20 protein-coding genes are annotated in these 26,284 nt (G+C 56.3%); 9 read left to right on the forward strand and 11 right to left on the reverse strand.

Annotated elements, in window-relative coordinates; translation table 11 throughout:
* Window positions 1-11: 11 nt before the first annotated feature.
* The 4 genes from AB3175_RS03520 to rfbG all read right to left on the reverse strand — a co-directional run bounded on the left by AB3175_RS03520 (window position 12) and on the right by rfbG (window position 4,458).
* Window positions 12-1,115: an NAD-dependent epimerase/dehydratase family protein gene (locus AB3175_RS03520; protein ID WP_367359563.1), complete on the reverse strand. Its 1,104-nt coding sequence runs from the start codon at window positions 1,113-1,115 to the stop codon at window positions 12-14.
* A gap of 1 nt (window position 1,116) precedes the next feature.
* On the reverse strand, window positions 1,117-1,884 hold the full coding sequence (gene rfbF, locus AB3175_RS03525) for a glucose-1-phosphate cytidylyltransferase (RefSeq protein WP_367359564.1): 768 nt from the start codon (window positions 1,882-1,884) through the stop codon (window positions 1,117-1,119).
* Window positions 1,885-1,999: 115 nt separating this feature from the next.
* Entirely contained in the window at window positions 2,000-3,322 is a 1,323-nt protein-coding gene (gene rfbH / locus AB3175_RS03530; protein ID WP_367359565.1) for a lipopolysaccharide biosynthesis protein RfbH, read from the reverse strand.
* Window positions 3,319-4,458, reverse strand: a complete 1,140-nt coding sequence (gene rfbG, locus AB3175_RS03535; protein ID WP_367359566.1) for a CDP-glucose 4,6-dehydratase — start codon at window positions 4,456-4,458, stop codon at window positions 3,319-3,321. Before rfbG ends, rfbH begins: the two co-directional genes overlap by 4 nt.
* A gap of 176 nt (window positions 4,459-4,634) precedes the next feature.
* Between rfbG and AB3175_RS03540 the strand changes: the two genes are divergently transcribed.
* The 5 genes from AB3175_RS03540 to AB3175_RS03560 all read left to right on the forward strand — a co-directional run bounded on the left by AB3175_RS03540 (window position 4,635) and on the right by AB3175_RS03560 (window position 10,574).
* Window positions 4,635-5,843: a tetratricopeptide repeat protein gene (locus AB3175_RS03540; RefSeq protein ID WP_367359567.1), complete on the forward strand. Its 1,209-nt coding sequence runs from the start codon at window positions 4,635-4,637 to the stop codon at window positions 5,841-5,843.
* A 442-nt stretch (window positions 5,844-6,285) separates the two neighbouring features.
* Complete coding sequence (locus AB3175_RS03545) at window positions 6,286-6,699, forward strand: flagellar hook capping FlgD N-terminal domain-containing protein (protein WP_367359568.1); 414 nt, start codon at window positions 6,286-6,288, stop codon at window positions 6,697-6,699.
* A 56-nt stretch (window positions 6,700-6,755) separates the two neighbouring features.
* Entirely contained in the window at window positions 6,756-7,943 is a 1,188-nt protein-coding gene (locus AB3175_RS03550; RefSeq protein ID WP_367359569.1) for a flagellar hook protein FlgE, read from the forward strand.
* 52 nt (window positions 7,944-7,995) lie between these two features.
* Window positions 7,996-9,369, forward strand: a complete 1,374-nt coding sequence (flgK, locus tag AB3175_RS03555; RefSeq protein WP_367359570.1) for a flagellar hook-associated protein FlgK — start codon at window positions 7,996-7,998, stop codon at window positions 9,367-9,369.
* A gap of 95 nt (window positions 9,370-9,464) precedes the next feature.
* Window positions 9,465-10,574: a FlgD immunoglobulin-like domain containing protein gene (locus AB3175_RS03560; RefSeq protein ID WP_367359571.1), complete on the forward strand. Its 1,110-nt coding sequence runs from the start codon at window positions 9,465-9,467 to the stop codon at window positions 10,572-10,574.
* 3 nt (window positions 10,575-10,577) lie between these two features.
* Here AB3175_RS03560 and AB3175_RS03565 read toward each other — a convergent pair whose 3' ends face one another.
* Window positions 10,578-12,695, reverse strand: a complete 2,118-nt coding sequence (locus AB3175_RS03565) for an acetate--CoA ligase family protein (RefSeq protein ID WP_367359572.1) — start codon at window positions 12,693-12,695, stop codon at window positions 10,578-10,580.
* 239 nt (window positions 12,696-12,934) lie between these two features.
* Between AB3175_RS03565 and AB3175_RS03570 the strand changes: the two genes are divergently transcribed.
* On the forward strand, window positions 12,935-13,747 hold the full coding sequence (locus tag AB3175_RS03570) for an N-acetylmuramoyl-L-alanine amidase-like domain-containing protein (protein WP_367359573.1): 813 nt from the start codon (window positions 12,935-12,937) through the stop codon (window positions 13,745-13,747).
* Between the two features lie 65 nt (window positions 13,748-13,812).
* On the opposite strand, the gene AB3175_RS03575 is transcribed toward AB3175_RS03570, so the two are convergent.
* The 4 genes from AB3175_RS03575 to AB3175_RS03590 form a co-directional block, all read right to left on the reverse strand.
* Window positions 13,813-14,154 (reverse strand): cupin domain-containing protein, encoded by a 342-nt coding sequence (locus AB3175_RS03575; RefSeq protein ID WP_367359721.1) that lies wholly within the window; start codon window positions 14,152-14,154, stop codon window positions 13,813-13,815.
* Window positions 14,155-14,248: 94 nt separating this feature from the next.
* Window positions 14,249-14,941, reverse strand: a complete 693-nt coding sequence (locus AB3175_RS03580; protein WP_367359574.1) for an ATP-binding protein — start codon at window positions 14,939-14,941, stop codon at window positions 14,249-14,251.
* Between the two features lie 4 nt (window positions 14,942-14,945).
* On the reverse strand, window positions 14,946-16,592 hold the full coding sequence (gene hcp, locus AB3175_RS03585; RefSeq protein WP_367359575.1) for a hydroxylamine reductase: 1,647 nt from the start codon (window positions 16,590-16,592) through the stop codon (window positions 14,946-14,948).
* Window positions 16,593-16,823: 231 nt separating this feature from the next.
* A complete protein-coding gene (locus AB3175_RS03590; RefSeq protein ID WP_367359576.1) occupies window positions 16,824-18,011 on the reverse strand; it encodes an anaerobic nitric oxide reductase flavorubredoxin in 1,188 nt (395 codons plus the stop codon).
* A 153-nt stretch (window positions 18,012-18,164) separates the two neighbouring features.
* Here AB3175_RS03590 and AB3175_RS03595 point away from each other — a divergent pair, with 153 nt between their 5' ends.
* Window positions 18,165-18,875 (forward strand): Crp/Fnr family transcriptional regulator, encoded by a 711-nt coding sequence (locus AB3175_RS03595; protein WP_367359577.1) that lies wholly within the window; start codon window positions 18,165-18,167, stop codon window positions 18,873-18,875.
* On the opposite strand, the gene AB3175_RS03600 is transcribed toward AB3175_RS03595, so the two are convergent.
* The gene (locus tag AB3175_RS03600; RefSeq protein WP_367359578.1) at window positions 18,851-19,870 is read right to left on the reverse strand and encodes a DUF4922 domain-containing protein; all 1,020 of its coding nucleotides are present in this window, start codon (window positions 19,868-19,870) and stop codon (window positions 18,851-18,853) included. The two genes, AB3175_RS03595 and AB3175_RS03600, sit on opposite strands and share 25 nt — an antisense overlap.
* 44 nt (window positions 19,871-19,914) lie before the next feature.
* Window positions 19,915-21,435 carry a glycosyltransferase gene (locus AB3175_RS03605; protein WP_367359579.1) on the reverse strand — a complete coding sequence of 507 codons (1,521 nt, stop codon included), beginning with the start codon at window positions 21,433-21,435 and terminating at the stop codon, window positions 19,915-19,917.
* 240 nt (window positions 21,436-21,675) lie between these two features.
* On the opposite strand from AB3175_RS03605, the gene AB3175_RS03610 reads away from it, so the two are divergent.
* Window positions 21,676-24,735: a BPTD_3080 family restriction endonuclease gene (locus AB3175_RS03610; RefSeq protein WP_367359580.1), complete on the forward strand. Its 3,060-nt coding sequence runs from the start codon at window positions 21,676-21,678 to the stop codon at window positions 24,733-24,735.
* Window positions 24,722-26,155, forward strand: coding sequence for an RNA-binding domain-containing protein (locus AB3175_RS03615; RefSeq protein ID WP_367359581.1), 1,434 nt, complete (start codon window positions 24,722-24,724; stop codon window positions 26,153-26,155). The genes AB3175_RS03610 and AB3175_RS03615 overlap by 14 nt, the downstream gene beginning before the upstream one ends.
* Window positions 26,156-26,284: the final 129 nt, after the last annotated feature.

Below are 26,284 nucleotides of genomic sequence, written 5' to 3' on the forward strand. Positions count from 1 at the left end.
TCAGCTCTCCTTTATTTGTCGGTTGCCTTGCTGAAGCAGCCGTCCTTGCAGAAATGTTTCCGCTCCTGTCCGATATAATGATTTCTATACCAGCGCATTGTCTTGGTGATTGCATCAGATAGGGGAATGGTCTGGCATAGTCCAATCTCCGCCTGAGCTCGTGATGTGTCCGGCACATAGTAATCCTGGGCAACGCCATCACTCCACTTTCCCAGCGCAGATACTTCCAGGGGAGGAATGGATTCCTGGGCAATGCGCTCGGCCATTGACCGGACGGTTATCGGAAACTCCGATCCCACGTTATACGGCCTGCAGGGAACTCCTCTGAACAGAATGGCCCATAACCATATTGCAAGATCGGCCATATAGAGATACGAGCGTACAGCGCTTCCATCGCTTTTGATCGTAATGGATCTTTTATACAGGGCATCCCGGATAAAATCCGTGACGGCAAAGGATCTTTCGAGCTGGAGGTAAGGTCCGATAAAGGAAAAACACCTGGCAATCTGCACTTCAAAGCGATTTTCTTTCGCATAAAGCACACTTAAGGATTCCGCCATTCGCTTGCCGTGATGATAGGCCCGGGAGCTGTCCGCCGGATCGCAGGCATTGGAAAAATCTTCCGGAATCACGGACATATTGGCGGGGATCTCGCCATAAACAGCACCGGTGCTTACCAGAAGCATCTTTTTGATCTTTGCCCGAACACAGAACTCAAGAACCCGTTTCGTGCCGCTTATCATTTCGTCAATCAGGGACAAGCCGCTTGGTTTTTCATGATCGCCCTGCCGGTAGACGGCGCTGTGAATCAGATGAGAGAACGGGCCATCCGGAAAGGCAAAATCCTTGATGTCTCCCTTCAAGAATTGAACAGCCGGATGGTGATACAGATGCGGTGCCCTTTCTGCAAAGGCCTCCGGATTCCGCGACAGGACCATCGCCTTAGCGTTCAGCTGGAGTTGATCATTCGCCCAGGTAAAACTTTCCAGAAGCCAGCAGCCGAAAAATCCCGTTCCGCCGGTCAGAAAAATCCTCTGATCTCGAAGCTCCTCCCATAGAGGTGCCGTATGGCTGAGAATATGATTTAGATCGTCAGCGATAGGAGAAGATTTCATGTCACCAGCTCTTCCAGGGGGCGCTATTCGCTTTCCACAGTGATTCCAGGTACTGGCGGTCCCGGACCGTGTCCATGCACTGCCAGAATCCCTCGTGTCTGTAAGCGTAGAGTTCCCCATCCTCCGCCAGTTTTTCCATCGGGGCGTGCTCCCACATGACATCTTCATCGATGTAATCCAATGCTTCGATACTCATCACAAAGAAGCCCCCGTTGATCCACCCTTCATGAAGGGTGGATTTTTCCTTGAAATGGCGGATCCTGTCTCCTTCAAATTCCAGGGCGCCGAAGCGGGCCGGGGGCCGCACGGCGGTAAGGGTGACCAGGCCTCTGTGCTCCCGGTGAAAGTTCAGCAGGGCCTCCAGATTTACGTCACTGACACCGTCACCATAGGTCATCATGAAAAGATCCTCATCGATCAGGGAGGCCAGCTGCTTTAGGCGTCCGCCCGTCAGAGTGAACCGCCCTGTGTCGATGAGCCGGACGCTCCAGGATTCGCATCGATTGCTGCCGAGGCTCTGAACGGAACCGTCCGCGAGCGATACGGCAAGATCTCGATTTGAGGTGTAATAATCGAGAAAGTACCGTTTGATCATCTCACCCTTGTAGCCCAGAGCGATGATGAACTCATTGAACCCATACCGGGCATAATGCTTCATGATATGCCACAGGATGGGTCGCTCACCGATTTCGATCATCGGCTTCGGCTTCAAGAGTGATTCTTCACCGATGCGCGTGCCCATGCCGCCGGCTAAAATGACGACTTTCATGGTTTCCACCCCAACATATTTTTTCTGCAGCCCCGGACCCTCTTCCTGAGAAACTCTCCGCTCTCGACTGGCTGCAGGCAGCCCGTATCCGTCAACATTCGAATCATTGGCCTCCTCAAGAGATGCGCTCTCCGGCCATGAAGCGGTCAAACACGGCCTGGATATGACTTAGATGCCTGTCATCGATTCCCGGATACACACCGATAAAGAAGGTGCTGTTCATGACACGGTCCGTGTTCTTCAGGTCTCCCGCAATGCGGCATGTTACGTTCTCATAGGCGGGGTGACGCAGGAGATTGCCGCTGAAGAGGTTTCGCGTCTCGATGCGGTTGGCTTCCAGAAAGGCCGTCAGGTCGTTTCGGGAAAAGCCGGCTTCATCCTTTACCGTGATGACATACCCGAACCAGGAGGGTTCGGAATTCTCCGTGCCCCTGGGAAGGAACAGGCGATCTCCGTGTTCCTGCAGCCTCCCGGTCAGATTCAGAAAATTCTCTCTGCGCACGGAGACGAACCGGTCAAGTTTCGCGAGTTGCGCACAACCGACGGCGGCCTGCAGATCTGTGGCTTTCAGGTTATAGCCGATGTGGCTGTATACGTATTTATGGTCATAGCCGAAAGGCAGGGAACCAAACCGCCCGCTGAAGCGCCTTCCGCAACGGTTGCTTTCCCCCCCCCCACAGCAGCAATCCCGCCCCCAATCACGGAAGGATTGAACGATGCGGGCGAGGTCATCGTTGTTGGTGGCGACGCACCCCCCTTCGCCCATTGTGATGTGATGGGCCGGGTAGAAGGAGAAGGTGGAGAGGTGACCGAAGGTGCCCGTCAGCTTCCCCCGGTAGGTCGAACCCAGGGCGTCGCAATTGTCTTCAATGAGCCAGAGCCTGTGCTTCTTCACGAGATCCATGACGGCGTCGAGACAAAAGGGGACCCCCAGAGTGTGCGCCATCATAATGGCCCTGGTCTTCGGACCGATCGCCCCGGCAAGTCTTTCGGGGATGGCGGTGTAGTCGCCGAGGTTCACATCGACAAAAACGGGGACCAGTTGATTCTGCACAATGGGGTTGACCGTTGTGGGAAAAGCGCAGGCCGTGGTCAGGACTTCATCTCCCGGCTTCAGGCGGCGATCCTTGAGCCTGGGGGACGTCAGGGCGGTCAGGGCCGCAAGATTGGCCGATGATCCGGAATTCACGAGCAGTGCATGGGACAACCCCAGATAATCGGCAAACTCTCTCTCGAAGCGTTGAGCATAACGGCCGGCCGTCAGGTAGAAATCCAGGCCGGCATCGACCAGATTCACGATTTCCTCTTCATCGAAAACCCGTCCGGCATAGTGAACCATCTCCTCATCAGGATTGAAGACTTCGGGGGCGAACTTTACCTGATGGTATTCTTTGACAAGGGCCAGAATCTCCGCACGGATTTCTTCGGCATTTCTCATGAATACACCACCGCCCCGGAGAGAATTGCCTCAACGTCCAGATCCAGATGCATCCCGGCGGCCTGATTCATGTAGTCCCGGATCTGTTCAATGCAGAGAGCGGAAAGATCGCGGTCCTGCCCTTGCCGGTAGTAGTTCCGGTACCATTGGACCGTCATTCGGATACACGTGTCAACGGAAAGAACATTGTGCCAGCTGAGCTCGGCATGGGCCTTGTCACAATTCAGCCTGAGAAGTTTCGCCTCATGAGGTGATCCGGGATCGGAGATATCCACCCGGACGCCCTCTCCCCAGAATTTGATCAGGAGGTCCGTCAATGCGAGGACTGTCAGATGGCCTGCGTCGTCGGGTCCAAAATTCCAGGCCCCGGAATACTTTTCAGGATTTTTTGAAAGACAGGCGCCAAGAAGAAGATACCCGCCGAGTGCTTCCAGGACATGCTGCCAGGGCCTGACGGAATGTGGGTTGCGGAGAAAGATGGGTTGGTGACGGCTCAAAGAGCGAATGCAGTCGGGAACAAGTCGGTCCACCGCCCAATCCCCTCCCCCGATCACATTGCCCGCACGGACGGAGGCAGCACCGATAGGCCTGTCATGGCCGCCGCCTTTTGAAAAATACGATTTCAAATAGGCATTGAAGACCAGTTCCGCGCAGCCCTTGGAGGCGCTGTAGGGGTCAGGACCGCCCAGCGGGTCGGATTCCCTGTAGCCCCAGACCCGGTCCCTGTCCGCATAGCATTTGTCGCTGGTGACATTGACCAAAACTTTGACGCTGGAGGTGTTGCGGACAGCTTCCAAAAGGTTCACCGTGCCGCCGACATTCGCATCGAATGTCATTTTCGGCTCCCGGTAAGAAAAGCGCACAAGGGGCTGAGCGGCAAGATGAAAGACAAATTCCGGCTGATATCTGGTGAAAGTATCCAATAACCGGTCGAGATCACGGATATCGCCGCGAATATCCGTGATTTTTTCCCGGAGATTCGTCGCCTCGAAATTGTTGGGCTGGCTTGGAGGATCAAGGGAATATCCGACGACATCCGCGCCCAGTTCCCTGAGCCAGAGGGCCAGCCAGGATCCCTTGAAGCCTGTATGGCCAGTGATCAATACGGTTTTGTTTTTGTAAACGTCATGAAACACGTTTTCGTTTCCCCGAGATAGTATGTCTTCAAGAAGATCACGGTTGAAGCAGCCGTTTTAAACCAGGGATTCAACCCTTTATCTGTGAAAAAAGTCACTCTGGTACTGCTGAATTGAGCAATATTGGTGCCATTTTATTTTCTAAAGTTTGCCGGGCTTGTTCCGATAATATCAGCATGGAAATACAAACCGCCGCCACGCAGACCAATGCCGATCTTCTTTTTTCTTCGACCACGCCAACGGCCGCCAATATGGAGTTCATCTCCGGCCAGGCCCTGTCGCGAGGCATTGATGCGTATTCCAGCGGCGACTACAGGAGGGCTGCCCGGGAATTCAAGCTGGCCATTTCTTTTGAGCCCTATTCGTACAACGCGCTCGATGCCTTCCAGTATCTGGGGGTTGCCCTCGAAAGCGACGGCGACGTGCGTGGCGCGATGAGGGCCTATCGCGAGGCCATCGCCTTATTCCCCACGGAAAGCGGGTTCAACGTCAGCCTTGGAAACCTTCTGTTTTCAGAGGGGAAGCACGAGGAGGCGCTGCAGCAGTACAACGACGCCATCAAAAAAAACCCGGCGGACAGCGAGATTCACTATGCCCTGGGTCAGGCCTATCTGACCTTGGAGAAGTTTGATCAGGCGGAGGAGCAGTTTCAAAGGGTCATCCAGATGTCCCCGAAGGAGACCGCCGGCTATTATGCCCTGGGGCAGGCATACCGGCAGCAGGGAAAATTCAAGGAAGCGGAAATGCAGTTGGAAAAGGCCCTGGCCATCGAGCAGGATTTTGCCAATGCCCATTATGAGCTTGGGTTGCTTTATGCTGAGACGAAGCAGATCGACAGGGCAAATGAGGAGCTCGAATTTCTTGCCGCAAACGCGGGAAGGGGTTCCGATTTTTATTCCAACCTGGATTTCACGATCGACGAGCATACCGCCCCCAGGTTCATTGCCGCCTACAGCGCTCAGCTCAATCTCGCCTCAGGACCGGGCACCCGGGTGTCAACCCTCGATAACTCCCTTAAAACACCCGGCGAAAGCAAAAATTATACGATATCCTTTGCCTTTGACAAAGAGATGGACACGACCTCCGTCCAGAACATCTCCAACTGGGACATCAGCAGGTCCACCAGTACATCGACCGGCGGTCTCTACAACTGGGGCTTCAAGACGAGTTCCACAGAAATCGACCTGTCCGCAAGGCCCGTCAACGTGATTTACGATTCCAAAACGCTGTCCGCCAAGGTCAGCTTCAAGGTTACCCAGAATGCTTCCGGCAACGGGACAGTCGACCTTTCGCACCTCGTGTTCAAGTTTCAGGGAAAGGACATCTACGGGAATTCCATGGATCCTTCGGCGGATCAATACAACCGTTTGTCGCTGGTCGTATAATGGAAATTTCCCCTCCCACGAGGGAGGTTTCGGAGGGGAAAAATGTGCCTTTCATGGAATATTTTTCCTGCGGGGTCACAACCTGATAATTCTAAAAAGGGGAAAGGAAGGCAGAGTCAAAGGCCGACAAAGGGATTTTCCTACCCCTGAAGAAGTAGGGAAATGTTGAAATCCTTCATAGTGATGAGCTGTTAACACCGTCATCCATTCCATTGAACCTGTCTCGCAGACCGATCTTCGGCTCCTTCCCGAACGGACAATTTATGATGGCATCCCTTTTGCTCAACGCACCTTCAGAACGGATTGAAGGAAAAAAGGAAGAAAAGCGAGAGCCGGCCGGATCCATTCCGTTGTTCTGTTCACGCCAAAAAACTGAAAATCGAGAAGGTCTTCTACGGATAATGACTGCTGCCGTTACGGGAAGATCGCCGAGGAGGAGAAAATGATTACGAGCGCCGTCAGCCCATCGGATTCATCAGCAAAAGAACTCACCAACCGCAATGCCTACGATATGAGAACAGAGGATTTTCTGGGGCTTCTCCTCACCGAGCTCAAGAACCAGGACCCCATGGAACCGGTCAGCACCAGCGAGATGGCCACCCAGTTCGCCACCCTCACCCAGGTGTCGCAATTGAACACGACCAACGGTTATCTGAAAACCCTCAGCCATACCCAGGCCGTTGATTATCTTGGCAAAACAATCACCTATGCCGGCGAAAAAAATGCGGATGGAACCTCTGCGGAAAAAACATCCCTGGTTACCGGCGTCGTCTACAAGGACAGTGTTCCCTACCTCATAACAGAAGGTGGGGATCACGTCGCCGCGGGTTCCGTAACAGGGGTTTCAGAATCATAAAAAGTCACCGGTTCTTAGGACATCAACGTTTCCAGAAAGACGAGAAGGAGAACATCATGAGTTCATTTTATACAACCCTGACGGGATTAAATGCCTTTCATTCCCAGATAGAACAGATCAGCAATAATATGGCCAATGTTGAAACGACGGCATACAAATCGAACAACATATCTTTCGAGGAAGTCCTTACGAATACGATGACGCTGAATTCAGCTTCTTCCGTTGTGGCAGGAAAGGGCGTCAAGATCATGGGAAGCACAGCCTGCTGGGAGCAGGGAGATCTGACCGAAACGGGCAACACCAATGACCTTGCCATATCGGGAGAGGGCTTCTTCATCGCTTCTGATGACTACGGGACCTACTACACCAGGGACGGGAGTTTTAAATATGACGAGGACGGCCTGCTGGTGAACAATTACAGGATGGCCGTCCAGGGATACGCCATCAACGAAGACGGGACCCTTGGAAATTTAGGAGATATCCAGCTCTCCACCGCTCCTATCCTGCCGACGGCCACTTCGGAAATAACCACGCAGCTTAATCTCAATTCCGGGACCGGAACTGCTGAAACGTTTGATACGACCGTTTCGGTCTATGATTCCCTTGGGAATGAAATCCCCATGGAAATCACCTTTACCAAAACCGCCACAGCCAACCAGTGGACGTGGGCAGCGGGCATCCCGGCAGGATCTGGATCAACCGTCTCAGCAGGAACTATAACATTCGATAATAACGGGAACTTAGCCGCCTCCACGAAGACCATCAATTTAACCTTGACCAACGGAGCGACTTCTCCGCAGGCAATAACCTGGGACATTGCGGCCACCGATCTGACCCAATACGCCTCCGACTCCAGGCTCGCAGCCTCGTCACAGGATGGGAACGCCACGGGAACCCTGGCCAAAGTCACCGTGAACGACGATGGGATCATCACCGGGACCTACTCCAACGGCGAAATCCGCAGTCTGTACCAGGTTGCACTGGCCCTTTTCTCCAATAATGACGGCTTGGACAAGGTGGACAACAGCCTCTACGTCGCGACGGGATCTTCGGGAGCAGCCGTCATCGGCGCTGCGGGAACGGATCAATACGGAAGCATTACCGCCGGTGCTCTTGAAGTTTCCAACGTGGACATGGCGGCGGAAATGGCCGATCTGGTCATCGCTCAGCGGGCATACGAGGCCTGTGCAAAACTGATGACGGCTGAAAGCGAAATCATGCAGACCACCGTGAACATGACCTAACGCCCGCTGAAGGACGGGGACATTTCGGAAAGATAGAAGGGGAAGATGAACGATGAATTCGATATCGGGATCGATCTATTCTGTATTGAGCGCCCTGAACACCTATTCCGCTGCGATTGACGTCACAAGCACGAATATCGCCAATGCCGAATCCGCCGGTTATTCGAGACAGACCGCCGTCATCTCGGAAAAGCTCGCTGCCGACGGAACGGGATACGGCGTGGACGTTTCAACGATCAAACGGGCATACGATTCCTTTCTGACGGCTCAGCTCCGCCGCGCCAGCCAGGATCTCGGGAAATCGAATGTTGAAGTGGAGATGTTCAGAGCCATCGAAGCCGTATTCACGGATTCCGAGAACACCGGCCTTTCCAAGGCCATGAGCCAATTCTGGAACGCCTGGCAAGGCCTGGTCAACGATCCCTCCAGCCCAACGGCGCGTTCCGTTCTAGCCTCCTCTTCCGACACCCTCGCAAAGACCTTCAACAGCACAAGCTCAGACCTGTCGGCAATTTCTTTGAAAATGGACGACGGCATCCATGAAACGGTGGAGGAAATCAACAAACTCACCCGGCAAATTTCGGACACCAACCAGAAGATCATCGCCATGGAGGCCTCCGGTCTCAGCGCCAACAGCGTGCGCGACCATCTGGACAGCCTGGTTCAGGAGCTGTCTTCCCTCGCAGAAATAAACATTTCCACGAATGATGCCGGCCAGATCAATGTTCAGATGGCCAATGGGAAACCCCTTGTGGAAGGGACGAGCACATGGATGTTATCTGCTGAGAAAGACGCAAACACCGGCCTTCTGGATGTCACCTGGCTGGACACGGAAGGGAATTCGATCGTTGTCACGCAATCCGTGACGCGCGGGAAGCTGGCAGGGTATCTGGAGGCGCGAAATGAGCTTGCATCGTACCAGGATCAATTGGACGCATTGGCCGTGAGCATGATGGACCAGGTCAATACGCTTCATCAAGGCGGGTATGACCTTTACGGAAGTTCAGGCGCCGCCTTTTTTTCGGGGACCGGTGCGGCGGACATGAAGGTCCAGGCGGCTATCCTGAATGATCCGGGAAAAATCGCCGCAGCATCCGCAGGGGGCGGCACTGGAGGCAGCGCCAACGCGGAAGCAATCGCTGAGCTTCAGACCAGTTTTCTCATGAACGGAACCTCAACCTACAGCGACTATTTCAACGCCATGGTAGGAAACATCGGCTCGGCGGTCCAAGCCGCGGAGATCGACAACGAAGGCCTGTCGAATGCCCAGACTTTTTACACAAATCAATGCCTGTCGGTCTCCGGGGTATCCGTGGACGAAGAGATGGCCAGGCTGGTCCTGTATCAGAACGCTTACGATGCGGCGGCGAAGCTTATGACCGTCTTTGATGAAATGATGCAGACGCTCATCGCCACGATGGATTGATCGAAATCCTGCCATGGGCTGAAGCCGCGGGCATGACGGAGCCGGCGGCTGATCCCGGGAAGGCCGGTGGATGCTGAACAATACGGGAGGGAATCATGAGAATCACCCGCAGCATGATGGTGAACAACATGTTGTACTGGACGGAAAAGCAGATGGGAAGGCTCAACGACCTATCGAACATCGTCGCGTCGGGAAAGCAGATCAACAAGCCGTCGGATGACCCTTCCGCTGCGGGACAGATTCTGTCGGACCGCACGACATTGTCGCTTTTCGGGCAGTATGAGCTGAACATCACCCAGGCAACGACATGGATCAAAACGAGCAGCACAACCCTGGAGACGACCGGCCGTTTTTTAGAAACGGCCCAGGGCATCATGTACTCCCTGTCAACGGCCGATAAGGCCGCAAAAGAGGGGTACCTGGAGGTGCTGGAAGACCTTTACGACCAGGTCGTGGATCTTGCCAATTCGAAATACGGGGGCGGCTACATGTTCAGCGGAAGCTTCAGCGACACCCAGCCCTTTTCACCCGATTTCAGCACAACGGTTACCGCCGGGGTCGGAAAGGACATCGCCTTCGATCTGGCAGATGCCGCTTCCAATGTGACGATAGAAATTACCGATTCCAACGGCACGGTCGTCCAGACCATCACCCCTGCCCAGCCCTGGGTCAAGGGGGCGAACACGGTTTCGTGGACTCCGGCTGTCGGCCTTGACGGCGATTACGGCTTCCGGGTGACGGCTACCGGCATCGGTGGCGATCCGGTGGCCGCTTTCGCTTCCTACAAGGGAAACGCCATGGAGAAGACCGTCATGGTCGGAGAGGGAAGTTCCATATCCCTCAACAGCAACGGGGGGCAGATTTTCAGCAATGCCCTGTCCGTCCTGAGCCGGGCGATCACAGCCACCCGTGAAGCCATCACGGATCCGGATTACGAAGTGGATCTGGGGGAGAATTTCGCCCTGGCATTCTCAACCCTGGAAGCTGAAGAGGTTTCTCTGGCCAACAGTTCTCTGCAACTGGAGTTTAAATCAGACCGTTTGAAACAACTCATGACGAACGCCAATGACAGGATCTCCGAAAAGGAAGTGGGAAGCACACAAGAAGCGGCGATCAAGCTGCGAACGCAGCAGACTTCCTATGATGTGACCCTGGAGGCTGTGGCGAGCGTATTGAAAATGACCAAACTGTCGGATCTCGTTTAAGGCTCATTCCCGTTTTTTCAGCTGGTTTTCCTCTTCAAGAGCCACAAGAATTCTGGAATCAGCAAGGGAAATTCCGCTGCCGGCGCGATGGACGAAAACCGGATTGAGGTCGATCTCGGCGATCCGGGGGGCATCGACAAGCAGAGCGGCGACGCGGCAGATCAGATCCGCCAGCGCCTCCACGTCCCGGGGCGCCTGCCCCCGGCGGCCCTGGAGAATCGGCCAGGCCTGGAGTCCGCTCAGCATGTCCAGGGCTTCATTTCTTGTCACCGGTGCAATGCGGACGGCCGTGTCCCGGAAGATCTCCAGAAAAATTCCCCCCAGACCGGCCACGACGACCGGTCCGAAAACCGGATCCTGTCGGCCGCCGACAAAAAATTCCTGGCCTTCGGCAACCATTTCCTGAACGAGAAACCCCTCTACGGACACGTCCGGAGCACGCTCCGAAACCGAGGTGCGGATCGCCTCCAGGGCCTTCCCAAGGGCATCCCGGTCAGGCAGGTTCAACCGGACCCCGCCGACATCCGACTTGTGAGACGCCTGGCTCGACAGGAGCTTCACCGCCACGGGGAAAGAAATCGCCCCATCCTCCAGATCCCCGATCTGTTTTATTTTGATGCTCCGGATAAATTTCAAACCAGCCGCCTCCAACAGGTCGATACATTCGTCTGCCAGGGGATGGCGTTTTTCCTCGATCAAGGCGGCCAGGCGTTCCTGCAGGGATGGCGGGGAAAGGGAAAAGCCGCCCCCTTCGCCCCGGGTGTCCCTCAACTCCTTTCGCTCCGCATAGGTTGCCGAAATATGGAGGGCTTTTATGGCCGCCAAGGGGCTGGTGTATACGGGAAAGCTTTTCAGGATTTCCATGGTTTCCGCCGCATCGGTGATGACGGCCACAGCGGCGGGCTTATTGTACTTGCGGACCAGGGAATCCAGCTCCCCCAGGAAGGTGCGCGACATGTCCGACTCGTAATGGGACTGGTAAACGTGATTGAACAGGGCGCCATCGACGCAGTCGAGCTTCAGCGCCTCTTCGAGGATCCGGGCGTAGATCCGGTAATCGAATATTTCCCCGAGGTCGAGAGGGTTCTGCGGGGCGATGACCCGCCGCGTGTAGAGGGTATTGAGCCGTTCAAAGAAACTTTCGGGAAAGGGAACGAGATCGAATCCGTATTGGGAACAGGCGTCGGCGGTAATGACGGCATGGCCCCCGGAACGGGAGAGAACCGCCAGCCGCCTGCCCCTCATCAGGGGCTGCTGGAGTATTTTGACGGCGGCAATGGCCTCCTGTTCGTCCTCCACCCGGATCACGGCCGCCTGACGGCACGATCCATCGACCACATCATCGCTGGCCGAAAGGGCGGCCGTGTGGGAGCGGGCAATGCTGGCGCTCAGGGGATTGCGGTTGGATTTCTGGAGGATAATGGGCTTGGAGGCGGACAGGGCGGCCTGGAAGAAATCCCGGCCCCGTTTGAAGCCCTCCAGATAAACGACCACCATATCCGTCGCTTCGTCCCCCAGAAAATACCGCAGAAAATCGGTTTCATCGAGTTGGAGCTTGTTGCCCATGCTGACCATCTTGCCCGGCCGCACGGAGTTTTCCGGAAGGCCCTCCAGGTAGATATGACCAAGCCCCCCGCTCTGGGCGATCATGCCCACGCGCCCACCGGGCAGACTTTGCTTGTAAAGGAGAAAGGGCATGACCAGGTTGAGATCGTAATTGACGATCCCGATGCAGTTGGGACCCACGAAACGAATGCCGTAACGTTCGGCGATTTCCAGGATCTTCGTTTCCAGGGCATCGTTCTCATCGCGGGAAAACTCGCTGAAGCCGCTGGATTCGATCACCGCGCGGCGAATGCCCCGCTTCCCGCATTCCTCGAGCAGATCCGGAATGGCGGCTGCCGGGGTAATGAAGAGGGCCACATCCGGCGTCTCCGGCAAGCTTGCAAATTCCCTGTAAATACGGATGCCGGCAATCTCGCCTTCCTCGGAACTGACCCCGTAGAGCCGGACCTTGCAGCCCAGCCGGACATTGTTCAGAATAATCAGATGCCCCAGATTTTTCTTTCTGGGCGACGCCCCGACTACCACCATGCTCTGCGGATAAAAAAAAGTCCTCATGATCCTCTCCTTCCGTCCTGCCCCGGGTCAACTGCACGAGCGATTCTTCATGAGCGGAAAAGTATTGGAAGAATGGGCTTCAAAGTCAAGCAAAAATCGGCGGAGATCGTTTCCCTTTTGAAGCGGCGACTCGCAGTAAGATTCCGGTTGCGTTCGACGGGTTAAGGGAGATAATAGGTCTCGGGTTAAAAACGGGATTCGGCATGCTCAGAGAAAAGGGACATCATCAGGAAAGGGACATGGAAGGCGGGAAAGAAAGAGAAGGGGCGCTCCTTTATTCCCCGGACGATCTGCTGATTTTCCGGGAAAGGGTCGAGACGCTGCTGCGGGGCCGGGAAGGAATCCTTGCCCCCGGTGCGGGAATGGCCGCTGCAGGCCTTGCCTTCCTGGAATGTCCCTACGGGGAGCACACCCTGGAAGGAGAGGGTCCGGAGCGGCTTGTCATCAATCTGCGCGAACTGGACTGCATGACCTTCCTGGAAAATGCCCTGGTTCTGGAGCGGCTGGTCCGAACCAGTGCGACGGCCTTTGCGGATTACGCCGCAACCCTTCAAAAGGTCCGCTACAGGAAGGGCACGTTAAACGGCTATGCCTCCCGCCTCCACTATTTTTCCGACTGGCTTAGCGATGCACAGGACAAGGGGTTCGTCCGCACGATGACGGAATCCCTCGGAGGGCAGCCTCTGCTGAAGCCGATCTCCTATATGACCCGGCACCGGGAACTTTTCCCCGCCCTGGCGGACCCTGAGACGTTTCGGCAGATGCGGGAAATCGAGGATCTGATCACGGCCAGGCCGCCCTGTTTCATTCCCCGGGAAAAGCTGCGGTCGGTCGAGGACCGGATCCAGGAGGGCGATCTTCTGGCGATCACGACGCGCATGCCCGGCATGGATGTGGCGCACGTGGGAATCGCCCTGCGGCGGAGAGGCAGGATTCACCTCCTCCACGCCTCACGGCTCGCCGGGAAGGTGCTGATCAGCCCCGAAACGCTTTACGGATACCTCATGAAAAAGAAAGAGCGCACCGGGGTCATGGTGGCGCGGGCTGTCTGAACGACATGCTGCTGTCTCCTGCCCCGGGGCACCTGCAAAACGTCGGTCCATCGGAGGGAAAAAGATTATTCCTGCTTTCCCCGGATCATGACCAGCAGCATTTTGAAAGGCTTTTCCGCAAAAAGGGCGTGGGGAACGCTGGCGGGCATGATCAGCATCTCCCCGGAAGAAACCTTCTGCGGATTGCCTCCGATGGTAATCCTGGCTTCTCCATCAAGGAGGTAGACCATCGCATCAAAAGGGGCGGTATGCTCACTCAACCCCTGGCCGGCATCGAAGGAAAACAGCGTGACCGTTCCGGCAAGGCTGTTCAGCAGGGTTTTGCTGACTACGGAACTATCGGCGTACTCAATCTCCTTTTCCAGGTTGAAGGGAATCCCCTTCTCTTTCACTTTCGGCTTTTCCATGATCCCTCCTTGCAGGATCTCCTGTTTTTTATTCGGTTTACTCATTCCATCCCTCCCCGGCGGAGGGCCGTTAATACCCGTTTCCCCCACTTTATTACAGGCATAAAAGTGTTCTGCCTTCCTGCACCCGTTTTCCCTGGCGGCTGATCACCACGACTTCCAGGGGGATGCTTTGACCGGCAAGCTCCATCCCCCTCCTGACAATTCGCGGCAGTCCGGAACAACAGGGAACCTCCATGATGGCCACGGTAATGCTCCTCACACCGGAACGGCGGAAGATCCCTGCAAACTTCTCCACGTAGAGATCGACCTCATCAAACTTCGGGCACCCCATCAGGATCACCTTTCCCGGAAGAAGCGCCCCGTGAAGATCGGGAAAGGCGACGGGGACGCAGTCGGCCACGATGAGAAGATCGGCGCCCGAAAGGAAGGAAGCACCCTCCGGAACCAACCGGATCTTGACCGGCCAGGAAGAAAGGGCGGAAGGCCGATCTGCCGCGGAAGGGATTTCCGGGGGGATATTCAGAACCACCTGGGAGGAAGGACATCGGCGGGCCATTTCCACGGCATGAGGATCAAAGGCGTCCGCCTCCCGCTCCACGATCTTCAAAGCGCCTGTGGGACAGTCTCCGATGCAGGCGCCAAGCCCATCGCAGAGGTTGTCGGAAACGACCCTGGCCTTGCCGTTCACCAAGGCCAGGGCGCTTTCCGCACACGCCGACACGCACTGTCCGCAACCGTTGCAGAGATCCTCGTCTATTTCGATGATCTTACGGGTCGTTTTCACACTCCTACTGCCCCTTCATCATGGCCGCAATATCATCCTGCACGGTTCCAGTCGGTTTGATGTCGAATTTATCCACCAGGACCTTGGCTACATTGGCTGAAAGGAAAGCCGGCAGTGTAGGTCCGAGGCGAATTCCCTTGACTCCGAGAAACAGCAGGGCCAGTAAAACGGCGGCGGCCTTCTGCTCGTACCAGGCGATATCGTAGGAAACGGGCAATTCGTTGATGTCTTTCAGCCCGAAGGCCTCCTTGAGCTTGAGGGCAATCACCGCGAGCGAATAGGAATCATTGCACTGACCGGCATCGAGCACGCGGGGAATTCCTCCGATGTCGCCCAGGGGAAGCTTGTTGTAGCGGTATTTGGCGCAGCCGGCCGTCAGGATCACCGTATCTCCGGGCAGGTTCTCGGCCACTTCGGTGAAGTAACTCCGGGCCTTCTGCCTTCCGTCGCAGCCGGCCATGACCACGAAACGCTTGATCGCTCCGGACTTCACTGCTTCGATCACCTTATCCGCCAATGCCAGGACCTGATGATGGGCGAACCCGCCGACAATCTTTCCGGACTCGATCTCCTGGGGCGGCTTGCATGTTTTCGCCTGTGCAATTGCGGGAGCAAAATCCTTCGCCCCGCCTTCCGGCCGGTCTGAAATATATTTAGCGCCTGGATAGTTGACCATGCCGGTGGTATAGAGCCTTTCCAGATAGGTGTTATCCTTCTTCACGGGAATGAGGCAGTTGGTGGTCAGGATAACGGGGCCGTTGAAGGATTCGAATTCCTCGTTCTGGTGCCACCACGAACCCCCATAGTTCCCCACGAAATGGCTGTATTTCTTGAAGGCCGGATAGTAGTTGGCCGGCAGCATTTCCCCGTGGGTATAGACGTCCACGCCTGTTCCTTCGGTCTGTTTGAGCAGCTCCTCCATGTCTTTCAAGTCATGGCCGGAAATCAGGATTCCAGGATTGTTTCCTACCCCGAGGTTGACCTCCGTAATCTCGGGATTTCCATAAGCGGTCGTATTGGCCTGATCCAGAAGAGCCATGGTCTTTACAGCCGTCTCCCCCGCCTTCATGACCAGGGCGATCATCTCATCCACGGAAAGATTCTTCGTGGTGGACGCCAGGGCCTCCATGATGAACCCGTAGATCTCGTCGCTTTCATGGCCGAGGATCTCCGCGTGCTCGGCATAGGCGGCGATTCCTTTGCATCCGATAATGAGCAGCTCTCGAAGGGACCGCACGTCTTCGTTTTCCGTCGCCGTGATGCGCACTTCAGCGGACTTGGCCTTGTCAAGAATGGCGTCCCTGTCCTCTGCAAACCAGGTCGCGCAATCCGGAATCGAACCGGGCAGGGCGGCTCCCACCTTGCTTTTGACGGTGTCCCGAACCTTGAACCCTTCCTTGATCCGGCCGATGATGGCATCGTCGTCCCATGCCGCATTGGTGATGGTCGTGAAAAGCGCCTTGCAGACAAAACGGCCTGCATCCCTGTCAACCGTGCCCATTTCCTTCAGCTTTTCGCCATAGATGGAAATTCCCTTGCACACGTAAATCAGGAGATCCTGAAGATCAGCAGTCTCCTCCGGCTTGCCGCATACGCCCTTGATGGTGCATCCTTGATTTTTGGCCGTTTCCTGACATTGAAAACAAAACATCTGATTCCTCCTTTCACTATGGTCAACCTGAAATTTGTCTTTCACCAGGGCTCTCTAATTGAATGATCCCCTGAATTCCTGGCGCCATTACCTCACAATCAGCAATTCTTCTCCTTGACTTAGATCAAAGAGAGAATTTTTTATTCTGTGATCGATCCGCACCTGTTTTCTTCCCGGAGTGCCGGCGGCCGGGAGCTGCCCGGCCTTTCAGCCTGCCTGAACGGCCTCTCGCTAAACCAGTCCGGCCATTTTTCCGCCGAAATCCTCGCAGGCCTTTACGGCTTCTCCGTCGGGGTTCCATTGAGCGCGAAGCCCGTCGTCAACGACCTGGAAACCCGCCTCCTCCAACCGCCGGTTCAGGATTTTTACCGACTCTCCGCTCCAGCCATAGCAGCCGAAGGCCGCCGCTTTTTTCCCCTTGAATTTCAGGCCGCTGATCTCCTCAAGGATTCCAGCCACAGCCGTGAGAATTCCCCGGTTGATCGTCGGGGAGCCCACCAGGATGCCTTTTGACTTGAAGACTTCCGTAATGACGTCATTCTTGTCCGAGTGGGCCACGTTGAAAAGCTTCACGTTGACCTGGGTATCCGCCTGCCTGATCCCGCGGGCAATATGCTCCGCCATGATCCGGGTACCGTTCCACATGGTGTCGTACAGGATCGAAATCTGGTTTTCCTGGTAATCGTCCGCCCACTTGAGGTACTGCTCCACAATCCGGGTGGGCTCCCTGCGCCAGATGACACCGTGACTTGTGCAGATGATATCTACGGGAAGTCCCAGGGCAAGTACCTCCTTGATCTTCCGGGCCACCATGACGCTGAAGGGCGTGAGGATATTGGCGTAATACTTGATGCACTCCATCATGAGTTCATTCTGATCCACCAGGTCATTGAACATGTATTCCGACGCGTAGTGCTGGCCGAAGGCATCGTTGCTGAAGAGGATGTTGTCCCCCGTCAGATAGCAGAACATGGTGTCCGGCCAGTGCAGCATGGGGGCCTCAAGAAAGACCAGTTCCTTGCCTCCCAGGCTCAGCCGGTCCCCCGTCTTGACGGCTTGAAAATTCCAGTTCTGATGATAGAGTCCCTTCAACGATTTGATGCCGTTTGCCGTACAGTAGATCGGCCTGTCGGGAATGCGGCGCATCAGCTCCGGCAGGGCGCCGCTGTGATCGCTCTCCCCATGGTTGGCGATGACGTAGTCGATTTTCTCCAGATCGACAACGCTCTCCAGAGCGGACACGTACTCCCCGGCGAAAGGTCCCCAGACCGTGTCGATCAGGGCCGTCTTTTCCTCTTCTACAAGGTAGGAATTATAGGTAGAACCGCGATGGGTCGAATACTCATCGCCGTGAAATCTCCGCAGTTCCCAATCGATCTTACCCACCCAACGAACATTTCCCTTGACCTTAAACGCCATGATTTCCTCCCGTTCCTGATGAAATGTGTTTGTACCCGCCAGCGAACCTTTTTAAGTTCTCCTTGATTTACGGAGTCATTGCCCAATATGATGCCATTTTACCCCGACAAAGATCAAGGGCAAGGAAAATTTACAGATTACAAGGGACGGACCATGGACAATGTTTTGAAGATGATCGGGGCGATTCCCCTCTTCCAGGGGCTCATCGAAGAGCAGCTTGGCCAGCTCCGGAACATTGCGCGGAACACATCTTTCAATAAGGGGGAAGTGATCTTTTCCGAAGACGATGAAGGAGAAGGGTTCTACGTGGTGGTCGCCGGGCAGGTCAAAATCTACAAGCTTTCCCAGGAAGGAAAGGAGCAGATTCTCCACATCTACGGGCCGGGAAACTCCTTTGGCGAAGTAGCGGTCTTTGCCGGAAAACACTTTCCCGCCAATGCGAAATCCCTGACGAAAAGCCACCTCCTCTTCTTCCCCCGGAAAGACTTCGTGGACCTGATCGCCGGCAATCCGTCCCTGTGCCTGAACCTTCTGGCCGACCTGTCGCTTCGGTTGAGGCAGTTTACGGTGCAGATTGAAAATCTAACCCTTAAAGAGGTCCCCGGACGGCTGGCCTCCTACCTCCTCTATCTCAGCGTTGAAGAAGGACAGGGGGATCATCTGACGCTTTCCATTTCCAAGGGGCAGCTGGCAAGCCTGCTGGGAACGATTCCCGAAACGCTCTCAAGGATCCTTGCCCGAATGAGCGGCGGCGAACTCATCGACGTGAAGGGAAAGGAGATCATGATCCTGGACCGGGTCGGCCTGCAGGAGCTGGCGGACGCGGGCCGACTGAGTGATCAGCGCCCACCGCCTGAAAGCTGATCCGTCCAGCTTTGCAGAAATTCCGGGGCAACCGAAACTTCCCGATAGATATGCCGGACGAGTTCGGCGTTCAGCTTCCGGAAATCCCGTTCGACCGGAACGACCAGCAATCCTCCCATCTCAACGCTGGCCGGGCTGATCAGGATCCGGTCAGAGCCTTCCCGGTCATAAAGATCCGGGCGATTTTTCCCTCGAGGGAACAGCAGAAGCCGCCATGCTCCTCCTTGATAAGCCGCATGGAGGTTCAGCATCGGTTCCGCCCCGGAAACGTCGGCGGCCTTCATAACCGTCAAGACCTTTTTGACGGCCCCTTCCAGGTCGGTTAAATCGGAACCCTTGATCACCAGCACGGCCCGGCCGAGGCGCTCCGCCCGACAGACGGAGGCGGAAACGTGCCTGGCGATTACGGGAACGGGGCGGCCGTCATCAATCTGCGCTTCGATGGGCAGGCTGCCTGCCGGACAGGCCTGAAAGTGCAGATGATCCGGCGCCGAAGCTCCGCAGGAAGGGCCGTTGTAGAAAACCGACAGGGAGGGAGCGAGGTCTCGAGCCAGCAGAAGAACGGTATCGATCTGCCCTTCCAGGAATTGAGGGCGATGGATTCGATGGCTGATTACAAAATGTTGAGAAAAGATGGGGAAGGGATTGCAGAGAACGAGAAAATCCCGGCGATAGAGGATTCCCCGCTGCTCTCCGGGAAGGTTGGCCGGGCAGAGAAAACAGGGGCGCGCCGCGATGGATGCCGGATCCAGGCGGGCGGCGCTGCTGACGATCCGTTGGGGATTGAACTGAAGAACCACGGAGAAATCTCCGCAGTCGACAGTTCGGAATTGAGACTGCGCAACCGCTTTATACCCGTCGGCAAGCCTCGGCCAGTCGATTTTCTGCCGGTTTAGAAGCTCCTCACACAGATCCGGAAGTCTTACGCCTGCCTTTATGTCTTCAGGATTGAATTCCGCGAAAATCCTGGAGTCTGACCCTATATTCCGTTCCATGGGTTCTTCATCTCCGATCTGTTTTCCGGCAACCGAAAGGACCGTCACGGGAGTTCCCGGTTCAGTCGCTGCCGGGCCAGGATTTCCAGGGTCCGGATTCGATCCTTGAAGAGATCGTTTCGGTTGACCTTCTCAATGGGCAGGGCGGCGTCGGTATTGTCCGTCCAGCGGCGGCAGAGATACAGACTTTCGTAAATTCTTCCGATCGAATACTGCCGGGAGAGGCGCAGGGCCATGGCGTAATCCTCTCCGTATCCAACATTGAGGAAGGGGATCTTTCGGAGAAGTTCCGTGCAAAAGGCCCGCGGCGCACCGAGACCGTTGATCCGCAGGGCGTTGTTGCGACCGTTTTCCCGTGTCCATTCCCGATGGTCGATTTTTCCCGGCGGAATCTCCTCCAGTCGTTCATTGACCAGAGTGTAAGCTCCGATGACCATGGCATGGTGGCCGGTCCGCAGGAAATCCACCATCTGCTGCAGGGCATCGGGACGGCTGTAAAGGTCGTCTGAATCGAGCTGGACGGCATAGCGTCCGCACGCAGGATCTCCTATGGCGGCGTTCCAGCAGCCGCCGATGTCCAGATCGAGCCGTTCCGGAAGGCGATGCTTCAGCCCGGGACAATCCTTTGCCCGCTCGGCCAGGAGTTCGCTGGTCCCGTCGGAAGAAAAGTTGTCCACGACGATCACGTTGAAGGGGAAATCCGTTTCCTGGGAAAGGGCGCTGTTCACGGCTTCGAGAATGGTCCTCTTCCTGTTGCGGACGGGGATAACTACGCTGGCTTCCACAGGAAAATCCTGAAGGCTCGGGGGTGGCATATCGAATTCAGGAGCGAGATAGGCACCGAGACCCTTCAGATGGGCTGTCGCCACAGTTTCCAATTCCCGCTGAATCTTCTGCTGATCGGCTCGAACATAATCGAAGAGTTTTTCACCGCTGCTGCGGTCATCGATCTCCGCACGGGTACAGAGAAATTCCGGAAGATGGAAGAAAGCGGAGTTGAGGGACAGTTTCAACCGCAGGTCGTAAAGCCCTGCCGTATTCAGAGAGGGGATCGCCCCCCGGGAATTCAGAGCCTGAGAAATCGCCGGGACGGAAAAGAGCATCAGAGGACCGAAGTCGAAGGTGTCCCGGATGCTACCCAACTGATAATCCAACAGAGGGTGATCCACCATATGCCCGTCTTTCCTCCGTTCCCGGAAATCCGCATACACCAGACCAGCCCCGGTCAGTCCGCCGACCTCCAGCAGGCGCTCCAGGGACGACGGGGGTATGTCCAAACCCAGGGCATCTGGGATCACAAGAAGCCAGGGGGTATCGATCCTGCTGAGCAGGGAATTCAGGGCATCGCCGGAGTTGAGGACTTCCCGCGGAGCAGTCCGGCACTTTGGGAAAGCCAATTGCCGACCCGAAGATCGGGAAGAGATCCAGATGGTCTCGACAAGAGGGGACTCGACCAAAAGACGCAGCACCGGTTCGTCCGCATCCCGGATGTCCGGCATTTGAAGAAGAACAGTCAAAACAGCCACCAGGCAATACTCCTCGAGAGAAAAGTCATGATAAAGCATCTGGACAGCGGTTATCCAGAACTCTCAACCTGCGCTTATATCTCATCAGACAGTCTTCAGCAAGACAGGATTCTTCTTCCTCTCTCTTCTTTACCTCTCATGAATTCCGTCGATCACCGAATCTTTTTCATCATAATGCCATGATATCTTGCTAGTTTTTTAGAATTGGTGTATCAAGTGCCATCGATTTCTTCCACTGCTCTTAAAAGAGCGCTATTCCAGGCAGGAGACAGGCTAACCATGGACAATCGATTCTTCGAACAGCCTATTCTCAACTCCCCCTATGCATACCCTTCCCGGCACTGGGAACTTGATGATCAGGGCCAGCCGACCCAGCAGATTATCGAGAGACGCCGGAAGGCGGAATACATCACTCCCATCCCCAAACCCCGGAAACGCAAGGCCGCCGCAGCCCAAGCGGATCTCGTCTTCGACGAAGGCAAAGGACTCTCCACCCAGGACCAGCAGTATGACCCCACGCCGATCATCAATCTCCTCCGAAGCCGCGTGGACGAGTGGCGCAGCCTGCCGAACCCGAACGACTGGCAGGTGACGCCTGAAACCGCCCGTCTGCTCAAGCATTGGCGACATCATCCCTTCAGCAACATCCGCCCTTTTTTCTGCCAGGTGGAGGCAGTCGAGACGGCCATCTGGCTGACGGAGGTCGCCCCCACCGCCGGAAAGGCCGGGAAAAGATTTCTGGATCATCTGGCCGACGCCAATCACAGCGCCAATCCGGACCTGATGCGCCTGGCCCTGAAGCTGGCCACGGGTACGGGCAAGACCGCCGTCATGGCCATGCTGATCGCCTGGCAGACGATCAATGCCGTCCGCCGCCCCAACAGCCGGAAGTTTACCCGCGCCTTTCTGGTTGTCACGCCTGGCCTGACGATCCGCGATCGGCTCCGCGTCCTCCGGCCGAACGATCCGGACAGCTATTACCAGAGCCGCGAACTTGTTCCGGCCGATATGCTGGCCGATCTGGAACGGGCCAAGATTGTGATCACGAACTTCCACGCCTTCAAGCTCCGTGAACGGGTGGAACTCTCGAAAGGCGGCCGCCTGCTCCTCCAGGGGCGGCAGGGCGCGGCACTGGACACGCTGGAAACGGAAGGCCAGATGATTCAGCGGGTCATGCCCGATCTGATGGGAATGAAGAACATCCTCGTCTTCAACGACGAGGCCCATCACTGCTATCGCGCCAAACCCGAAAATGCGGAAGGGGAAGACCTGAAAGGAGACGAACGGAAAGAAGCGGAACGGAACACTGAGGCGGCACGGCTCTGGATCTCCGGCCTCGAAGCCGTCAACCGCAAGCTGGGTATCACCCGCGTCTTCGATCTGTCGGCGACGCCGTTTTTCCTCAGCGGTTCCGGTTACGCCGAAGGCACCCTTTTCCCCTGGACGATGAACGACTTCTCCCTGATGGACGCCATTGAATGCGGCATCGTCAAACTGCCGCGCGTGCCGGTGGCGGACAACATCCCCGGTGGGGAGATGCCCATGTTCCGGAACCTCTGGGAGCATATCCGCAAGGACATGCCAAAGAAAGGCCGAGGCAAGGCGGCGGGCCTCGATCCTCTGAAACTGCCCACCCGGCTCCAGACGGCGCTGGAGGCCCTCTACGGACACTACGAAAAGACGTATCACCTCTGGAAGGAAAGCGGTGTTAAGCTGCCACCGTGCTTCATCGTCGTCTGCCAGAACACGGCCATCTCCAAGCTGGTGTACGATTACATGGCCGGTTTCGAGCATCCCCCCCACGAGGACGGCGTCACCCCGCCGCCTTTCCTCGGTAAATTCCCGCTCTTTTCAAACTACGATGAATATGGGCGCCAACTTGCCCGGCCCCGGACGCTCCTGATCGACAGCGAGCAGCTCGAATCCGGCGAAGCTCTGGATGATCTTTTCCGCCAGATCGCCTCTCCGGAGATCGACCGCTTCCGCAGGGAGATCGTGGAACGCACCGGTGACCGCCGCCAGGCGGAGAACCTCACCGACCAGGATCTGCTCCGGGAAGTCATGAACACCGTCGGCAAGCCGGGTCGCCTGGGCGATTCCATTCGCTGCGTCGTCTCCGTTTCCATGCTCACCGAGGGCTGGGACGCCAACACCGTCACCCATGTCCTGGGCGTCCGCGCCTTCGGCACCCAGCTTCTGTGTGAACAGGTCATCGGCCGCGCCCTGCGCCGCCAGTCCTACGATCTTAACGAAGACAATCTCTTCAATGTGGAATATGCCGATGTACTGGGTGTGCCCTTCGACTTCACCGCCAAGCCGGTTGTCGCGCCACCCCAGCCTCCCCGCGAGACCGTCCGCGTCAAGGCCATGCGTCCCGAACGCGACCACCTCGAAATCCGTTTCCCTCGCGTTGCCGGCTACCGGGTCGAACTGCCCGAAGAGCGATTGAGCGCCGTCTTCAACGCCGATTCCGTTATGGAACTGACGCCGGACCTCGTCGGTCCGACCATTACCCACGATCAAGGGATTATCGGCGAAGGCGTGGATTTGAACCTGATCCATACGGGTGATCTTCGCCGCTCCACGCTCCTGTTCCATGTCGCCAGGCACCTGCTCTACACCCAGTTCCGCGATCCCGGCGAGGAGCCGAAACTGCATCTCTTCGGCCAGTTGAAGCGGATCACCAAAGAGTGGCTGGACAACTGCCTGGTCTGCAAGGGAGGCACTTATCCCGCCCAGTTGTTGTACCAGGAACTGGCCGACATGGCCTGCGAGCACATCACCGCCGGAATCACCCGGTCCCTGGAAGGGAAGTACCCGATTTTGGCCGTTCTCGACCCTTACAATCCCGTCGGTTCCACGATGTACGTGAACTTCAACACCTCCCGGAAGGACCGCTGGGAGACGGATGCCCGACGGTGCCACATCAACTGGGTAATTCTCGACAGCGACTGGGAGGCCGAGTTCTGCCGCGTCGCCGAATCCCACCCCAAGGTGCAGGCCTATGTCAAGAATCACAACCTCGGCCTGGAGGTTCCCTACCGTTACGGCTCGGAGACGCGCACCTACCTGCCCGATTTCATCTGCCTCGTGGACGACGGCAAAGCCGATCCGCTCCACCTGATCGTCGAGATCAAGGGCTACCGCCGGGAGGACGCCAAAATAAAGAAAGCGACCATGGAAACCTACTGGGTGCCCGGCGTCAACCATCACGGCCGGTATGGCCGGTGGGCCTTCGCCGAATTCACCGATGTCTACCGGATGGAAACCGACTTCGAGGCCAAGGTCGAGGCCGAGTTCAACAGGATGATCGAAGGCGTAACGCATGGGAAAGGGTGAAATGAAGCGTGACGACCTGCTTGCCGGCATAGCCCTGGGAGAAGACAGCTCCCGTCAGTTCAAGGTCACGGTGAAGAATGTCGATTCCCTGGCCTCGGAGATGGCGGCCTTTGCCAATTCGGAAGGCGGGACGATTCTCATCGGCGTGGCAGACGACGGTTCCACGCCCGGTCTGTCGCGTGAGGATATCGTTCGGATCAACCAGCTCATCAGCAATGCGGCCAGCCAGCATGTGCGAAGCCCGCTTACCGTTCAGACGGAAAACATCCAGCTTCCCAATGGGCGACTCATCATTGCGTTAACCGTCCCCAACGGAGTCGACAAACCCTACTTTGATAAAAACGGCGTCATCTGGCTGAAAAACGGCGCCGATAAACGGCGGATCAATTCCAAGGAAGAATTGCGCCGACTCTTCCAGCTCTCCGACCAATTCCATGCCGACGAGCTGCCCACCAAAGCAGGAATAGAGAAAATCGATAAGCTGCGCTTTCGCGACTTTCTGCGCGATTTCTACAAGCTGGACTATCCGGACTCGCCTGCCGAAAGGCTGCGGCTCCTGCAGAACATGAATCTCGCCACCGAGGGAGGCATGCTGAATCTGGCCGGGGTACTCCTCTTTGCCGAACGTCCGGAGTGGATCAAGCCCCAGTTTGTCGTGAAGGCGATCCGTTATCCGGGAAACGAGATCCACGTCAGCGACTACGTCGATACGGAGGATTTTTCCGGCCCCCTGCGCAAGGTGTTCGAGAATTCCCTGGCCTTTGTCATGCGCAACCTGCACAAGGTACAGGGCGGCCGCGGCGTCAATGCCCCGGGACTGCCGGAGATCCCGGAGGCGGTTTTCGAGGAGTTGCTGGTCAACGCCCTGATCCACCGGGACTATCTGGTCAGCGCCACCATTCGCCTTTTCATCTTCGACAACCGCATCGAGATCATCAGCCCCGGTCACCTGCCCAACAACCTTACGGTGGAGAAGATCCGGACAGGGATGTCCAATATCCGCAACCCAATCCTGGTTTCGTTTGTGGCCAAGGGGCTTTTGCCCTATCACGGACTCGGCTCGGGGATCAAACGGGCGCTGGAAGAATGGCCGGATATCGACTTTACCGACGATCGGGAAGGCTGCCTGTTCACCGCCACGGTTCACCGGAAAGCGGTGGCGGGTTCGGAAGAACTCACCGGTCCACCGAAAAGTTCGGGGAAAAGTTCGGGGAAAAGTTCGGGGAAAACAGAGGAACAAATCCTCATCTCTCTTTCAGAAAGGCCAAAAATGACCATTCCGGAACTGGCCGAAGCTCTTGGTATGACGACGAGGGGAGTGGAAAAACAGATTTCGAAGTTACGCCAGGATGGCCTCCTCCGCCGCGTCGGGCCGGCCAAGGGCGGACATTGGGAAGTTATTGAAAAGAGTGAAGGATAAGCACATGGCCAAGAAGGAAAGCGTAAAATCCATCGAATCTATTACCACGAGGCGGCCCGGCGGAAGAACATCCCCACCGCCGAATACCAGTCAGTGATGCAAAAGGAGGAATAGAGACCCGTCCGCGTT

Origin of the sequence: Syntrophus sp. (in: bacteria), from assembly GCF_040768185.1 — a bacterium.
Lineage (GTDB): Bacteria > Desulfobacterota > Syntrophia > Syntrophales > Syntrophaceae > Syntrophus > Syntrophus buswellii.

Coding starts and splice junctions, on each gene's coding strand:
- AB3175_RS03520 (WP_367359563.1), bottom strand. CDS start 1,115: ATGAAATCTTCTCCTATCGCTGACGATCTAAATCATATTCTCAGCCAT.
- rfbF (WP_367359564.1), bottom strand. CDS start 1,884: ATGAAAGTCGTCATTTTAGCCGGCGGCATGGGCACGCGCATCGGTGAA.
- rfbH (WP_367359565.1), bottom strand. CDS start 3,322: ATGAGAAATGCCGAAGAAATCCGTGCGGAGATTCTGGCCCTTGTCAAA.
- AB3175_RS03540 (WP_367359567.1), top strand. CDS start 4,635: ATGGAAATACAAACCGCCGCCACGCAGACCAATGCCGATCTTCTTTTT.
- AB3175_RS03545 (WP_367359568.1), top strand. CDS start 6,286: ATGATTACGAGCGCCGTCAGCCCATCGGATTCATCAGCAAAAGAACTC.
- AB3175_RS03550 (WP_367359569.1), top strand. CDS start 6,756: ATGAGTTCATTTTATACAACCCTGACGGGATTAAATGCCTTTCATTCC.
- flgK (WP_367359570.1), top strand. CDS start 7,996: ATGAATTCGATATCGGGATCGATCTATTCTGTATTGAGCGCCCTGAAC.
- AB3175_RS03560 (WP_367359571.1), top strand. CDS start 9,465: ATGAGAATCACCCGCAGCATGATGGTGAACAACATGTTGTACTGGACG.
- AB3175_RS03565 (WP_367359572.1), bottom strand. CDS start 12,695: ATGAGGACTTTTTTTTATCCGCAGAGCATGGTGGTAGTCGGGGCGTCG.
- AB3175_RS03570 (WP_367359573.1), top strand. CDS start 12,935: ATGGAAGGCGGGAAAGAAAGAGAAGGGGCGCTCCTTTATTCCCCGGAC.
- AB3175_RS03575 (WP_367359721.1), bottom strand. CDS start 14,154: ATGGAAAAGCCGAAAGTGAAAGAGAAGGGGATTCCCTTCAACCTGGAA.
- hcp (WP_367359575.1), bottom strand. CDS start 16,592: ATGTTTTGTTTTCAATGTCAGGAAACGGCCAAAAATCAAGGATGCACC.
- AB3175_RS03590 (WP_367359576.1), bottom strand. CDS start 18,011: ATGGCGTTTAAGGTCAAGGGAAATGTTCGTTGGGTGGGTAAGATCGAT.
- AB3175_RS03595 (WP_367359577.1), top strand. CDS start 18,165: ATGGACAATGTTTTGAAGATGATCGGGGCGATTCCCCTCTTCCAGGGG.
- AB3175_RS03600 (WP_367359578.1), bottom strand. CDS start 19,870: ATGGAACGGAATATAGGGTCAGACTCCAGGATTTTCGCGGAATTCAAT.
- AB3175_RS03605 (WP_367359579.1), bottom strand. CDS start 21,435: ATGCTTTATCATGACTTTTCTCTCGAGGAGTATTGCCTGGTGGCTGTT.
- AB3175_RS03610 (WP_367359580.1), top strand. CDS start 21,676: ATGGACAATCGATTCTTCGAACAGCCTATTCTCAACTCCCCCTATGCA.
- AB3175_RS03615 (WP_367359581.1), top strand. CDS start 24,722: ATGGGAAAGGGTGAAATGAAGCGTGACGACCTGCTTGCCGGCATAGCC.